Below are 13,977 nucleotides of genomic sequence, written 5' to 3'. Positions count from 1 at the left end.
GCGTTAAATGTCCACTAATTTGTCACTCGTTGCCATAGGGTTAGTTCACGGCTATACGTAGGATCTGTCCTCAGGATTCTGATCAGGACGCGCCATGGACTTCATTCTGTATGCGGTGCCGTTTTTCTTTGTGCTGATCGCTGTCGAGCTGTTGGCCGACCGCTGGCGCGGGGTCAGCAATTATCGTCTGGCCGACGCAATCAACAGCATCAGTACCGGCGTGCTGTCGACCACCACAGGCCTGCTGACCAAGGGCGTTGGCCTGGTCACTTACGCGTACGCCCTCAAGCACCTCGCGCTGTTCGAATTGTCCGCCGACAGCGTCTGGGTTTGGGCCTTCGCCTTCGTGCTGTATGACTTTTGCTACTACTGGCTGCATCGCCTGGGCCATGAACGCAACATCCTCTGGGCTGCGCATTCGGTGCATCACCAGAGTGAGGACTACAACCTCTCCACCGCGTTGCGCCAGACCAGCACCGGCTTTCTGCTGAGCTGGATTTTCTATCTGCCGATGGCCGTGCTCGGCGTGCCGCTGCTGGTGTTCATCAGCGTTGCTGCGTTGAATCTGCTGTATCAATTCTGGGTGCACACCCGGCACATTCCGAAACTTGGCTGGTTCGAGTGGTGCTTCGTTACGCCATCCAATCATCGGGCTCACCATGCACAGAACGCTCTCTACATGGATCGCAACTACGGCGGGGTGTTCATTATTTGGGACCGTCTATTTGGCTCGTTCCAGGAAGAGGACGATAACGAGCCAGTGATTTTCGGCGTCACCACGCCGTTGGCGAGCTGGAATCCGTTGTGGGCCAATGTGCAGTTTTATGCGCAACTATGGGACGACGCCCGACGGGCCGAGAGCAAGTGGGACAAGCTGCGGATCTGGTTCATGCGCACCGGGTGGCGTCCGGCAGACGTCGCCGCCCAATACCCGCTGAGCAAGCCGGACCTGCGCCAGTTTCGCAAATACGAAGTGACGCTGGACGGACGTCAGCAGGTATACGTGCTGCTGCAGTTTTGCATCTACGTCGCACTGGGCAGCTACCTGATGAATGTCGAGCAGCAGCTGCCGACCGCGGCGCTGGTGCTCGGCTGGGGTGCAGTGGCGTTGGGTCTATTCGTGTTGGGCGTGGCGCTGGAAAATCGCCCGTGGGCGTTGAAGCTTGAGTGGCTGCGGCTGGCGTCAAACCTGCCGCTGGTATGGCTCGCCCCTCTGGTCGGGCTGTGGCCCGCCCATGCAATCGGTTGGGTTGTGCTGCTCAGCTACAGCCTGCTCAGCGCAATCGGCCTCTACTGGTGCAGAAACCGTCTCACTCGATGGGCGTCGTAGGTCCGGCGGTTTTGGTCTGTTCGGCTTTCAACGCTTGCTCATCGGCGTAGACCTTCTTCGCCAGACGGGCATTCTTGAAGCGCCGACGCAGCCACAGCCCCACGCCGAGCACAAGCAGTGCACCGAGCACCCACAACTCGTATTTCTTCACACTGCCCAGCATGCCTTCCAGCACTGCGCCAAAGTGATAGGCCGCAGCGGCCAGGGCACATGCCCAGATCGCTGCGCCAATGCCGTTGAGCAGCAGATAACGTGCGGGCGGATAACCCGACAAGCCAATCGCCACGGGCATGACCGTGCGCAAACCATAGACAAAACGGAAACTCAGCACCCAGATGTCCGGGTGCCGGCGGATATGTTCCAGCGCCCGGTCACCCATCAATTGCCAGCGTGGTTTGCGCGCCAAAAGCTTGCGGCCGTGCTTGCGTCCCAGGAAATACCACAATTGGTCACCGGCATAACTGCCGCAGAACGCCACGATCGCGACAATCTTGATGTCCATGTAACCGCGGAACGCGAGAAAGCCTGCGAGCACCAGGATGGTTTCGCCTTCGAAGAAGGTGCCGAGAAACAGGGCGAAATACCCGAATTCCTGAAGAAATTGCTGGAGCATTGTCTAGGTGCTGGCGAAATGAACGCGCAGCCTAACCCTTCGGGCACATTGATGAAAGTGTGCAGGGGTGACTCGACGTGAACATTTCCTACACGGACAATGGAACGCCCCCTGGTCACAGGGCTAAGCATAACTGTCATCTGTTCGTCATAATGGCCGCTTATAACTGTCACGCTCGCCCGTCAGCGCGGGCTCAGGAGTCTGCCGTGAGTTTTACCCCCGCCAACCGTCTGTTCCCTGCCACTCGATTGCGCCGCAACCGTCGTGATGATTTCTCGCGCCGACTGGTCCGTGAAAACGTCTTGACCGTCGATGACCTGATCCTGCCGGTGTTTGTGCTGGACGGCGAGAACCGTCGCGAAGCGGTGGCCTCGATGCCGGGGGTCGAGCGGTTGACCATCGACCTGTTGCTGGAAGAAGCGGCCAAGTGGGTCGAACTGGGCATTCCGGCGCTGGCGCTGTTCCCGGTGACGCCGCCAGAGCTCAAGTCGCTGGACGCGGCTGAAGCCTGGAACCCCGAAGGAATTGCCCAACGCGCCACTCGCGCCTTGCGTGCGCGCTTCCCTGAGCTGGGTGTGATCACCGACGTCGCCCTCGACCCGTTCACCACTCACGGTCAGGACGGTATCCTCGACGAAGAAGGCTACGTGCAGAACGACATTACCGTCGATGCGCTCGTCAGGCAGGCCCTGTCCCACGCCCAGGCCGGCGCACAGGTCGTCGCGCCCTCGGACATGATGGACGGCCGCATCCAGGCAATCCGCGAAGCCCTTGAACTGGCCGATCACGTCAACGTGCGCATCATGGCTTACTCGGCCAAATACGCGAGCGCCTATTATGGCCCGTTCCGCGATGCGGTTGGCTCGGCGTCAAACCTGGGCAAGGCCAACAAGGCTTCGTACCAGATGGACCCGGCCAACAGCAACGAAGCCCTGCACGAGGTGGCGGCCGATTTGTCAGAAGGCGCGGACATGGTCATGGTCAAGCCAGGCATGCCGTACCTGGACATCCTCTACCGCGTCAAAGAAGAATTCAAAGTCCCGACTTTTGTGTATCAAGTCAGCGGCGAATACGCCATGCACATGGCGGCAATCCAGAATGGCTGGTTGAGCGAAGGGGTTATCCTTGAATCCCTGACCGCTTTTAAACGTGCAGGCGCTGACGGCATCCTGACCTACTTTGCCGCCCGTGCTGCTCAACTGTTACGAGAGCAGAAATAGCCCTCCCAGGAACATTTCATGAATACCGAAGGCCTCACTGAAGTTGCCGTAAAAGAAGCTCTGCCCGTGGTGGAGCAAGTCGTCGAATCCCCGCCGGAACTGGAGCCTGCTCTACCCGCGACCGTGGCCGAAACGACGGCGGCGCCAGCGATTGCCATTCCCGGCCTGGATGACAGCAGCCTGTACATCCATCGCGAGCTCTCGCAGTTGCAGTTCAACATCCGTGTGCTGGAACAGGCGCTGGATGAGTCCTATCCGTTGCTTGAGCGGCTGAAGTTTCTGCTGATTTTCTCCAGCAACCTCGACGAGTTTTTCGAAATTCGCGTGGCTGGTCTGAAGAAGCAAATTACCTTCGCCCGTGAACAGGCCGGTGCCGATGGCCTGCAACCGCATCAGGCGCTGGCGCGCATCAGCGAATTGGTTCACGGTCACGTTGACCGTCAATACGCGATCCTCAACGACATTCTGTTGCCGGAACTGGAAAAACATCAGGTCCGCTTCATCCGTCGGCGTCACTGGACCACGAAGATCAAAACCTGGGTACGCCGCTTTTTTCGCGACGAGATCGCGCCGATCATCACCCCGATCGGCCTGGACCCGACGCACCCGTTCCCGCTGCTGGTGAACAAGAGCCTGAACTTCATCGTCGAGCTCGAAGGTATTGATGCCTTCGGTCGCGATTCCGGGCTGGCGATCATTCCGGCACCGCGCCTGTTGCCTCGGGTCATCAAGGTCCCGGAAGAAGTCGGCGGGTCGGGCGACAACTACGTATTCCTGTCGTCGATGATCCACGCGCACGCCGATGACCTGTTCCAGGGCATGAAGGTCAAGGGCTGCTACCAGTTCCGGCTGACCCGTAACGCCGACCTGGCGCTGGATTCCGAGGACGTCGAAGACTTGGCCCGCGCTTTGCGCGGTGAACTGTTTTCCCGCCGCTACGGCGACGCGGTACGTCTGGAAGTGGCTGACACCTGCCCGAAACAACTGTCCGACTACCTGCTCAAACAGTTCAACCTGCACGAATCCGAGTTGTATCAGGTCAATGGCCCGGTCAACCTGACCCGTCTGTTCAGCATCACCGGCCTCGACAGCCAGCGCGAACTGCAATACCTGCCGTTCACGCCGCAGATTCCGAAACTGCTGCAGAACAGCGAGAACATTTTCAGCGTGATCAGCAAGCAGGACATTCTGCTGCTGCACCCGTTCGAGTCGTTTACGCCGGTGGTCGATCTGCTGCGTCAGGCGGCGAAAGATCCGCATGTGCTGGCGGTGCGTCAGACCCTGTACCGCTCCGGCGCTAACTCGGAAATTGTCGATGCGCTGGTCGATGCCGCGCGCAACGGCAAGGAAGTCACGGCAGTGATCGAGTTGCGTGCGCGGTTTGACGAAGAGTCCAACCTGCAGCTGGCCAGCCGTCTGCAAGCGGCCGGTGCGGTGGTGATTTATGGCGTGGTCGGTTTCAAGACCCACGCCAAAATGATGCTGATCCTGCGTCGCGAGGCGGGCGAGATCGTCCGTTACGCGCACTTGGGGACGGGCAACTACCACGCCGCCAACGCCCGTTTGTACACCGACTACAGCCTGCTGACCTCCGACGATGCCTTGTGCGAAGACGTCGGAAAACTGTTCAGCCAGTTGATCGGCATGGGTAAAACCCTGCGCATGAAGAAGCTGCTGCACGCACCGTTCACGCTGAAGAAGGGCATGCTCGACATGATTGCCCGCGAGACGCAATTCGCCCTCGACGGCAAACCGGCGCACATCATCGCCAAGTTCAACTCGCTGACCGACCCGAAAGTCATCCGCGCGCTGTACAAAGCCAGCCAGTCCGGTGTGCGCATCGATCTGGTCGTGCGTGGCATGTGCTGCCTGCGACCGGGAATTGCCGGGGTCTCGCATAACATTCACGTGCGTTCGATCATCGGCCGCTTTCTTGAGCACACGCGGGTGTTCTACTTCCTCAATGGTGGCGAGGAGCAGATGTTCCTTTCCAGCGCCGACTGGATGGAGCGCAACCTCGACAAGCGCGTCGAGACTTGCTTCCCGGTCGAGGGCAGGAAGCTGATCATGCGGGTCAAGAAAGAGCTTGAGCTTTATCTGACCGACAACACCCACAGCTGGAGCCTGCAGGCGGACGGTCGTTACATTCGCAACACGCCAACCGGCAACCAGAACCCGCGCAGTGCGCAGGCGACGCTACTGGAACGCCTGGGCAGCCCGATTCTGGCGGTGCGTTAACACGCCAGAGGCATAAAAAATGGCGATCCCTGCGGATCGCCATTTTTTTTAGCTCAATAACTGTGGCGGGAGAAAATCTGTGGCATGGAAGGATTCTGTGGCGAGGGGATAAATCGCCTCGCCACAAAGTCGGATTAACGCACGTTCAAGGCAAACCCCACCCGCATCAGCCATTCCGCCTCCAGTGCAAAATCAGCCTGGGTCAACTGGTTTTCGTCCAGCCAGTTGTCGGGGAACAGGACATCCAGACTGTCGCCGCTGGCACGCAGGATGACCTGAGGCATTTGCTGGGTGCCGCGGATGTGATGGAACAGGATCGCAAAGCGCAGCAATACGCACAGGCGAATCAGTTTGATACCGTCATCGCCGAAATCGGCAAACTTGTCCCGGGGAATGTTGCGACGGTGGCCACGCACCAGCAGCGCGAGCATTTGCTGGTCTTCGCGGGAAAAACCGGCGAGGTCCGAGTGTTCGATCAGGTAGGCGCCGTGCTTGTGATAGTGGTAATGAGCGATATCCAGGCCCACCTCATGAACCTTGGCGGCCCAGCCGAGCAGCTCGCGCCAGACACCGTCGTCCAGCTCCCAGTCTTGCGCCACTTGATCGAAGGCGTGCAGGGCTTTGAGTTCAACGCGCGCGGCCTGATCAAGATCGACGTGATAGCGCTCCATCAATGAGCTGAGCGTGCGCTCACGGACGTCTTCATGGTGGTGACGGCCGAGCAGGTCATAGAGCACGCCTTCGCGCAGCGCACCTTCGCAGTGATCCATGCGTTGCAGTTCGAGGGCATCGAAGATGGCTTCGAGAATCGCCAGGCCGGCCGGAAAAATCGCGCGGCGGTCAGGCTTGATCCCTTCAAAATCGATTTTTTCGACGTCACCCAGCTTGAACAGCTTGCGCTTGAGCCACGCCAGACCTTCGGCATTGACCTCGCCAGTGCCGTGCCCGCCGGCCTTTAGCGCCAGGCCGATGGCGCGGATAGTGCCCGACGAGCCAATGGCTTCATCCCAGGTCAGGCGGTGCAGGGCGTGTTCGATGCTCATGATTTCTAGCCGCGCCGCCGTGTACGCCTGGGCGTAGCGGGCCGGGGTGATTTTGCCGTCCTTGAAGTAGCGCTGGGTAAAACTGACACAGCCCATTTGCAGGCTTTCGCGCAGCAGGGGTTCGAAGCGCTGGCCAATGATGAACTCGGTGCTGCCGCCGCCAATGTCGGCCACCAGGCGCTTGCCCGGTGTGTCGGCGAGGGTGTGCGAAACGCCGAGGTAAATCAGGCGCGCTTCTTCACGACCGGAGATAACCTCCACCGTGTGCCCGAGGATTTCTTCGGCGCGATGAATGAATTCGTTGCGGTTGCGCGCTTCACGCAGGGCGTTGGTGCCCACAATCCGCACGGCGCCCAGCGGCATACCGTTGATCAGTTGGGCAAAGCGCTTGAGGCAATCGAGCCCGCGCTGCATGGATTCTTCGTTGAGCTGGCGCTCATCGTTGATGCCGGCGGCCAGTTGAACCTTTTCCCCGAGACGTTCGAGGATGCGGATCTCGCCGTTCCGGGCCTTGGCCACGACCATGTGAAAGCTGTTGGAGCCCAGGTCGATTGCGGCGATCAGGGACAGATTCTTGGCTTGGGATTGCGGCATGGTCAGGGGGTCTCGGTCGATAACCCCGACATCCTGCCACGATCAAACGCTGACGCCAACGCGCATCCTTCAAAGCAATGACCCAACACCCCCTGTGGCGAGGGGGTTTACCCCCGTTGGGTCGCGCAGCGGCCCTTTGCATTCTTCCTGGGTAACCGTTTCTTCAGGGTCTACGACTGCTGCGCAGTCGAACGGGGGCAAGCCCCCTCGCCACAGGGCAAGCCGGGCAAGCCCCCTCACCACAGGGTTAAGGGCCGGCTTCAACCGTCCCGATAAAATTTGCCAACTCCGCCGTCTGCGGCCGCGCGAACAACACCCTCGGGTCTCCCACCTCATGCACCTTGCCCTGATGCATGAACACCAACTTGTCCCCCACCTCCCGGGCAAAACGCATTTCATGAGTCACCATGATCAGCGTCATGCCTTCTTTGGCCAGTTGGCGAACCACACTCAGCACTTCGTTGACCAGCTCCGGGTCCAGCGCCGAGGTAATCTCGTCACACAGCAACACCTTCGGCGACATTGCCAAGGCACGCGCGATGGCCACGCGTTGCTGCTGCCCGCCGGACAGTCGATCCGGAAACGCATCGAACTTCTCCCCCAGCCCCACCCGCTCCAGCATCTCCCGTGCGAGTTCCGCCGCCCTGGCCTTGGGCACCTTCTGTACCACTTGCGGCGCGAGCATCACGTTTTCGCCGACGGTCAGGTGTGGGAACAGGTTGAACTGCTGGAACACCATCCCGACCTTCTGGCGCAAGGTACGCAGGTCGGCGCGGGCCGCATCGAGGTACTCGCCGTCGACTTCGATAACCCCGTCGTTGATCGACTCCAGTCCGTTGAGCGTACGCAACAAGGTGGATTTGCCCGAGCCGCTGCGACCAATGATCGCCACCACTTGCCCTTCCTCGACGCTCAGGTCGATGCCTTTAAGCACATGGTGATCGCCGTAATATTTATGCAGGGCGGAAATTCTAAGCAGGGGCATGCAGTCTCCTTTCCAGGTAGCGCGCACTGAGCGACAAGGGGTAGCAGAGCAGGAAGTAGCCGAGGGCGACGAGGCCGTAGACCATGAAGGGTTCGAAAGTCGCGTTGGCGAGCATGCTGCCGGTCTTGGTCAGCTCGGTGAAACCGATGATCGAAGTGACGGCGGTGCCTTTGACCACTTGCACCGAGAAGCCCACGGTCGGCGCCACGGCGATGCGCAAGGCTTGCGGCAGGATCACGTAACGCAGTTGCTCCAGCGGGTTGAGCGCCAGGCTCGCTGAAGCTTCCCACTGGCCGTTCGGGATCGACTCGACGCAACCGCGCCAGATCTCCGCCAGATAGGCGCTGGTGAACAGCGTCAGCGCCACCGCCGCCGCCATCCACGGCGAAATCTCCACCCCGGCCAACGCCACGCCGAAGAACACCAGGAACAGCTGCATCAGCAACGGCGTGCCCTGAAACAGTTCGATGTAGGTGCGGGCGACGTTGCGCGGCAAGGTTTTTTTCGAAATGCGCATCACCATGATCAGCAAACCGATCAACCCGCCGCCGATAAACGCCACCAGCGATAATGCCAACGTCCATTGCAGGCCGGTCAGGAGGTTGCGCAGGATGTCCCAGAAAGTGAAATCGCTCATTGGCTGCTCCGGGCGATGTAGCGGCGACCGATCCAGTTCAGCAATTGGCGGATCATCAGCGCCATGCACAGGTAAACGAGCGTGGTCAGGGCATAGGTTTCAAACGCGCGGAAGTTGCGCGACTGAATGAAGTTGGCGGCGAAGCTCAGCTCTTGCGTAGCGATCTGCGAGCAGACCGCCGAGCCGAGCATGACGATGATGATCTGGCTGCTCAACGCCGGCCACACTTTGCCCAGCGCGGGCAGCAGGACCACGTGGCGGAAGGCTTCGAAGCGAGTCATCGCCAACGCCGCAGCGGCTTCGAGCTGGCCGCGCGCAATAGCCTGGATGCCCGCACGAATGATCTCTGTCGAATACGCGCCGAGGTTGATCACCATCGCCAGCACCGCGGCCTGCCATTCTGAAATCTGCACGCCCAGCGATGGCAAACCGAAGAAGATAAAGAACAGCTGCACGAGGAACGGCGTGTTGCGGATCAACTCGACATAGACCGCGAAAATCGCCGCAAACGGGCGAATGTTCCATGCCCGCACCAGCGCGCCGACGATCCCCAGGCCGACGCCGAATACGGCGCCGATGGCCGTCAGTTCAAGGGTGAACAGCGCACCGCGCAGGAGCAGATCGGTGTTGTGCACCACCGGTAGAAAATCGAACTGATAGGCCATGGTCCCTCTCCCTCCCGGCGATCACAAATCGGCCGGCAGCGGCTCTTTCAGCCAGGTTTGCGAGTTCTTCTCCAGCGCGCCGTCGGTCTTGGCGGTGGCGAGGATCTGGTTGACCTTGCCCAGCAGCGCCGGCTCGTTCTTATTCACGCCGACGTAAACCGGTGAGTCCTTGAGCTTCACTTTCAACGCAGGCACGCGCTTCGGATTTTTCTCGGTGATCGCCACCATTACCACGTTGCCGCTGGCAATCAGGTCGACCTGACCGGCGAGGTAAGCAGCGATGGTCGAGTTGTTGTCCTCGAAGCGTTTGATGGTCACGCCTTCGGGCGCCACGTTGCTCAGCTCGATGTCTTCGATGGCGCCACGGGTGACGCTGATGGTTTTTCCTTTAAGGTCATCGAGGTTCTTGATGTCAGCATCCGGCGGGCCGAATACCGCCAGGTAGAACGGTGCGTAGGCGCTGGAGAAATCGATGACTTTCTCGCGTTCGGCATTCTTGCCCAGGCTGGAAATCACCAGATCGACCTTGCCAGTGGTCAGGAACGGGATGCGGTTAGTGCTGTTGACCGGTGTCAGTTCGAGTTTGACTTTGAGTTGGTCGGCCAGCAGTTTTGCGGTGTCGATATCGAGGCCGCGCGGCTTCATGTCCGGGCCGACCGAGCCAAACGGCGGGAAGTCCTGCGGCACGGCAACTTTGAGCACGCCGCGCTTGACCACATCTTCCAGACCATCGGCGTGGGCGGGTGCCTGGCTCAGCATCAGGCTGGCGAACAGGGTAGCGAGGAGGGCGATGTAGCGCTGGGTCATGGCGAAGCTCCGAATCGGCTGAATATGATGTCTGCGATTCGATAGAGCACGGGCTGTGCCAACAGCTGATCGGGCCGCTGCGAGCCTTGATTTTGTTGGTCTTGCCCCTGAAGCGTGTTCAAAAAATTAGCGGTCACGCATGCACCGCAACAGTGCATCGCGCTGACGGCTGTTCCCGCGATGGTCGAATTGAGCTATACCCAAACTCATCCGTCACCATAGCGAGACTCAATCATCTGCGGCTTCCTGAACCGGGGAAGGGCAGCTATGATGGGCCACGTTTTTTTGCTTACAACCTGGAGACTTCCATGAGCAGCGATCTTATCAAACACGTTAGCGACGCTAGCTTCGAGGCCGATGTACTCAAGGCCGAAGGCGCTGTACTGGTCGACTACTGGGCTGAATGGTGCGGCCCGTGCAAAATGATCGCTCCAGTCCTGGACGAGATTGCCGAGACTTACAAAGGCAAGCTGACCATTGCCAAACTGAACATTGACGAAAATCAGGAAACCCCGGCCAAGCACGGCGTGCGTGGTATCCCTACGCTGATGCTGTTCAAGAACGGCAACGTTGAAGCCACCAAGGTCGGCGCACTGTCGAAGTCGCAACTGGCTGCTTTCCTCGACGCCAACATCTAAGCGTCATCGTAAAGTGTCCGAAAAAAGGCCCCGCATATTCAGGCTGTGTGAAAACCTAGCAATCTGCCGCCGGGTTTAAGAAAATGCCCGTATCGCAAGATACGGGCATTTTTCTTATGCGCTACATCCAAGGTGAAGATCGTACGCAGGGCACTCTGTTTCCAGTCTCACTGGACGAACTCATTCCCGAAGACCATCTGGTTCGGGTGATCGAGGCGTACATTTCTCTGCTGGACCTTGAGCAACTCGGGTTCGACAAAGCTGCTCCCAAAGCAACCGGGCGCCCTTCGTACCATCCCGGCGACCTGCTTAAACTCTATCTTTACGGCTATTTCCAACAAATTCGATCCTCCAGGCGGCTGGAAGCGGAGTGTCAGCGCAACGTCGAGGTCATGTGGATGTTGGGCCGATTAGCTCCGGACTTTAAAACCATCGCCGACTTCCGGCGCGACAACAGCGCAGCTTTTGTCGCGACATGCCGTGCGTTTGTTCGATTTTGTCGGGGAGCCGGCCTGATTGCTGGCGAGTTGGTGGCCATCGATGGCAGCAAGTTCCAGGCCGTGGCTTCGAACCGAAAACAGATCACCCCTAAAAAGCTCCAACAGCGCGAGGCAAAGCTCGACAAGCGTATTGCGCACTATCTGGCTCAGCTTGATGAAGCTGATCGCGGCGAGCACAAAGAAGCTATTGATCGTTCTGCTGTGCAGACGGCGCTTGAGAAACTGAAGATAAAAAAGGCCAATAACCAGACCTGCCAAGTGCTGATGCAAGCTCAAGGTCTGGTGCAGCATGTGGTGGGTGAGTCCGACGCGCAAAAAATGCGCACCCCTTCAGGCTCGCGTATTTCCTATAACGTTCAAAGTGCGGTTGACGCAAAACACTGCCTGATCGTGCACCATGAAGTGACTCAGGAAGGAACCGATAACCGCCAACTGGAGCCGATGGCCAAGGCTACCCAAGAGGCGCTGGAGCAGGCCAAACTCAGTGTCATTGCTGATGCGGGTTACTCCAACGGCAGTCAATTCCAGGCATGTGAAGACGCTGGCATCACTCCCTATGTCCCGCCAAACCGAGCCGTTAATACCAAGGGTGATGAAGAGCAAAACTTTGATCGCACACTCTTCCATTACCACGAAGAAAGTGACAACTATCAATGCCCAAACGGCAAGATACTCACGCTTAAAGCCCTCAACAAAGGAGACCGGGTCTATCACGCCGCCGTCGACGACTGCACTGTTTGTCCGCTGAAAAACCGATGTACCAAGGCCGAACGCCGATACGTCACGCGTCATGCCCACGAAGCCGCATTTGAACGAATGGAACGGCGCATGAAAGCCAATCGAGACATGATGAGCCAGCGGCGATCTATCGTTGAGCATCCGTTTGGGAACCTGAAGCAATGGTCTATGGGCAACGCCAGGTTTTTACTGCGTCAACTGAAAGGCGCTCGAACGGAAATGGCGCTTGCGATACAAACGTACAACCTGAAAAGAGCCATAAACGTGCTGGGTGTGCGGAGAATGATGGAATTGATGGGCTGAAAAGCCCTTTTTTGCTTTTCAAAACCGGAAAAGCAAATGCCCCGACAAGTCGGGGCATTTGCTTTTGACCGGCACAGGCTGCGTTTTCACACAGCCTGATATTGCGGGGTTTTTTCGTTATTCAGGGCTAGACGCTCCGAAACTCAGGTGGTACATTCGGCCCCGCACTGGTTTCTCCAATGCCCCCTGCAAGCCGTCGCCGACGCACTCCTTTTCGAATTAGTACGCGATCCTGTCGCCTTCTCCGCGGCGCGGCCTCATTAAGCCAAAAGCTTAATTTTCCCCCCTCCATAAATGATTACGTCATTCCTATATGAATCTGACTGAACTCAAGCAAAAGCCGATTACCGAACTGCTCGAATTGGCCGAACAGATGGGCATAGAAAATATGGCCCGTTCGCGCAAGCAGGACGTGATTTTCTCCCTGCTCAAGAAGCACGCGAAAAGCGGCGAGGAAATCTCCGGTGATGGTGTGCTGGAGATTCTCCAGGACGGCTTCGGCTTCCTCCGCTCCGCTGACGCTTCCTATCTGGCCGGCCCCGATGACATTTACGTCTCGCCGAGCCAGATCCGTCGCTTCAACTTGCGCACCGGTGACACCATCGTTGGCAAGATCCGCCCTCCCAAGGAAGGCGAGCGTTATTTCGCACTGCTCAAGGTCGACACGATCAACTACGATCGTCCCGAGAACGCGAAAAACAAGATTCTCTTCGAGAACCTGACCCCGCTGTTCCCCACCGTGCGCATGAAGATGGAAGCCGGCAACGGTTCCACCGAAGACCTCACCGGCCGTGTCATCGACCTGTGCGCCCCGATCGGCAAAGGCCAGCGTGGTCTGATCGTTGCTCCGCCGAAAGCCGGCAAGACGATCATGCTGCAGAACATCGCCGCAAATATCGCTCGTAACAATCCTGAAGTTCACCTGATCGTTCTGCTGATCGATGAGCGCCCGGAAGAAGTGACCGAAATGCAGCGCACCGTGCGCGGCGAAGTGGTTGCCTCGACGTTCGACGAGCCGCCAACCCGCCACGTGCAGGTTGCCGAAATGGTGATCGAGAAAGCCAAGCGCCTTGTTGAACACAAAAAAGACGTGGTGATCCTGCTCGACTCCATTACCCGTCTGGCTCGCGCCTACAACACCGTGATCCCGAGTTCCGGCAAAGTGCTCACCGGTGGTGTCGATGCCCACGCCCTGGAGAAACCGAAACGTTTCTTCGGTGCCGCACGGAACATCGAAGAAGGCGGCTCGCTGACCATCATCGCTACCGCGCTGGTTGAAACCGGCTCGAAGATGGACGAAGTGATCTACGAAGAATTCAAAGGCACCGGCAACATGGAACTGCCTCTGGATCGCCGCATCGCAGAAAAACGCGTGTTCCCGGCCATCAACATCAACCGTTCCGGTACCCGCCGCGAAGAGTTGCTGACGGCCGATGACGAGTTGCAACGCATGTGGATCCTGCGCAAGCTGCTGCACCCGATGGACGAAATCGCCGCCATCGAGTTCCTGGTCGACAAGTTGAAGACGACCAAGACCAACGACGAGTTCTTCTTGTCGATGAAGCGCAAGTAACTCGCAGAAAGTCAGCAAAAGCCGGGGAAACCCGGCTTTTTGCTATCTGATTGTTGATGAATCGGCAGTTCGTGGTTCTGAATAGAGGGGTTC

At 58.6% G+C, this 13,977-nt stretch carries 12 protein-coding genes; 6 read left to right on the top strand and 6 right to left on the bottom strand.

Annotated elements, in window-relative coordinates; genetic code table 11:
• Positions 1 to 94: 94 nt before the first annotated feature.
• Positions 95 to 1,330, top strand: coding sequence for a sterol desaturase family protein (locus tag ACYZT1_RS24275; RefSeq protein ID WP_462017050.1), 1,236 nt, complete (start codon positions 95 to 97; stop codon positions 1,328 to 1,330).
• On the opposite strand, the gene ACYZT1_RS24270 is transcribed toward ACYZT1_RS24275, so the two are convergent.
• Positions 1,311 to 1,943, bottom strand: a complete 633-nt coding sequence (locus ACYZT1_RS24270; RefSeq protein WP_462017049.1) for a DedA family protein — start codon at positions 1,941 to 1,943, stop codon at positions 1,311 to 1,313. The genes ACYZT1_RS24275 and ACYZT1_RS24270 overlap by 20 nt on opposite strands.
• 206 nt (positions 1,944 to 2,149) lie before the next feature.
• Between ACYZT1_RS24270 and hemB the strand changes: the two genes are divergently transcribed.
• Both hemB and ppk1 read left to right on the top strand, forming a co-directional pair.
• Positions 2,150 to 3,163: a porphobilinogen synthase gene (hemB, locus tag ACYZT1_RS24265; protein ID WP_462017048.1), complete on the top strand. Its 1,014-nt coding sequence runs from the start codon at positions 2,150 to 2,152 to the stop codon at positions 3,161 to 3,163.
• An 18-nt stretch (positions 3,164 to 3,181) separates the two neighbouring features.
• Positions 3,182 to 5,401 (top strand): polyphosphate kinase 1, encoded by a 2,220-nt coding sequence (gene ppk1, locus ACYZT1_RS24260; RefSeq protein WP_462017047.1) that lies wholly within the window; start codon positions 3,182 to 3,184, stop codon positions 5,399 to 5,401.
• A gap of 134 nt (positions 5,402 to 5,535) precedes the next feature.
• Here the strand turns inward: ppk1 and ppx are convergent, their stop codons facing one another.
• The 5 genes from ppx to ACYZT1_RS24235 all read right to left on the bottom strand — a co-directional run bounded on the left by ppx (position 5,536) and on the right by ACYZT1_RS24235 (position 10,132).
• The gene (gene ppx, locus ACYZT1_RS24255) at positions 5,536 to 7,038 is read right to left on the bottom strand and encodes an exopolyphosphatase (protein WP_462017046.1); all 1,503 of its coding nucleotides are present in this window, start codon (positions 7,036 to 7,038) and stop codon (positions 5,536 to 5,538) included.
• Between the two features lie 247 nt (positions 7,039 to 7,285).
• Positions 7,286 to 8,023, bottom strand: coding sequence for an amino acid ABC transporter ATP-binding protein (locus ACYZT1_RS24250; protein ID WP_462017045.1), 738 nt, complete (start codon positions 8,021 to 8,023; stop codon positions 7,286 to 7,288).
• Complete coding sequence (locus tag ACYZT1_RS24245) at positions 8,010 to 8,660, bottom strand: amino acid ABC transporter permease (protein ID WP_462017044.1); 651 nt, start codon at positions 8,658 to 8,660, stop codon at positions 8,010 to 8,012. The genes ACYZT1_RS24250 and ACYZT1_RS24245 overlap by 14 nt, the downstream gene beginning before the upstream one ends.
• Positions 8,657 to 9,325, bottom strand: coding sequence for an amino acid ABC transporter permease (locus tag ACYZT1_RS24240; RefSeq protein ID WP_462017043.1), 669 nt, complete (start codon positions 9,323 to 9,325; stop codon positions 8,657 to 8,659). The genes ACYZT1_RS24245 and ACYZT1_RS24240 overlap by 4 nt, the downstream gene beginning before the upstream one ends.
• A gap of 21 nt (positions 9,326 to 9,346) precedes the next feature.
• Positions 9,347 to 10,132 (bottom strand): transporter substrate-binding domain-containing protein, encoded by a 786-nt coding sequence (locus ACYZT1_RS24235; protein WP_462017042.1) that lies wholly within the window; start codon positions 10,130 to 10,132, stop codon positions 9,347 to 9,349.
• 308 nt (positions 10,133 to 10,440) lie between these two features.
• Between ACYZT1_RS24235 and trxA the strand changes: the two genes are divergently transcribed.
• From trxA to rho, 3 genes are all read left to right on the top strand, one after another.
• Complete coding sequence (gene trxA / locus ACYZT1_RS24230) at positions 10,441 to 10,770, top strand: thioredoxin TrxA (protein WP_003177349.1); 330 nt, start codon at positions 10,441 to 10,443, stop codon at positions 10,768 to 10,770.
• Positions 10,771 to 10,886: 116 nt separating this feature from the next.
• The gene (locus tag ACYZT1_RS24225) at positions 10,887 to 12,311 is read left to right on the top strand and encodes an IS1182 family transposase (protein WP_462017041.1); all 1,425 of its coding nucleotides are present in this window, start codon (positions 10,887 to 10,889) and stop codon (positions 12,309 to 12,311) included.
• A 313-nt stretch (positions 12,312 to 12,624) separates the two neighbouring features.
• Positions 12,625 to 13,884 (top strand): transcription termination factor Rho, encoded by a 1,260-nt coding sequence (rho, locus tag ACYZT1_RS24220; RefSeq protein WP_007942421.1) that lies wholly within the window; start codon positions 12,625 to 12,627, stop codon positions 13,882 to 13,884.
• Positions 13,885 to 13,977: the final 93 nt, after the last annotated feature.

The sequence above is a fragment of the Pseudomonas sp. PB3P13 genome (genome assembly GCF_054897735.1).
This window is presented reverse-complemented; position numbering and strand designations above follow the sequence as displayed.

Coding starts and splice junctions, on each gene's coding strand:
- ACYZT1_RS24270 (WP_462017049.1), bottom strand. CDS start 1,943: ATGCTCCAGCAATTTCTTCAGGAATTCGGGTATTTCGCCCTGTTTCTC.
- trxA (WP_003177349.1), top strand. CDS start 10,441: ATGAGCAGCGATCTTATCAAACACGTTAGCGACGCTAGCTTCGAGGCC.
- ACYZT1_RS24245 (WP_462017044.1), bottom strand. CDS start 8,660: ATGAGCGATTTCACTTTCTGGGACATCCTGCGCAACCTCCTGACCGGC.
- ACYZT1_RS24235 (WP_462017042.1), bottom strand. CDS start 10,132: ATGACCCAGCGCTACATCGCCCTCCTCGCTACCCTGTTCGCCAGCCTG.
- ppx (WP_462017046.1), bottom strand. CDS start 7,038: ATGCCGCAATCCCAAGCCAAGAATCTGTCCCTGATCGCCGCAATCGAC.
- rho (WP_007942421.1), top strand. CDS start 12,625: ATGAATCTGACTGAACTCAAGCAAAAGCCGATTACCGAACTGCTCGAA.
- ACYZT1_RS24275 (WP_462017050.1), top strand. CDS start 95: ATGGACTTCATTCTGTATGCGGTGCCGTTTTTCTTTGTGCTGATCGCT.
- ACYZT1_RS24240 (WP_462017043.1), bottom strand. CDS start 9,325: ATGGCCTATCAGTTCGATTTTCTACCGGTGGTGCACAACACCGATCTG.
- ppk1 (WP_462017047.1), top strand. CDS start 3,182: ATGAATACCGAAGGCCTCACTGAAGTTGCCGTAAAAGAAGCTCTGCCC.
- ACYZT1_RS24225 (WP_462017041.1), top strand. CDS start 10,887: ATGCGCTACATCCAAGGTGAAGATCGTACGCAGGGCACTCTGTTTCCA.
- ACYZT1_RS24250 (WP_462017045.1), bottom strand. CDS start 8,023: ATGCCCCTGCTTAGAATTTCCGCCCTGCATAAATATTACGGCGATCAC.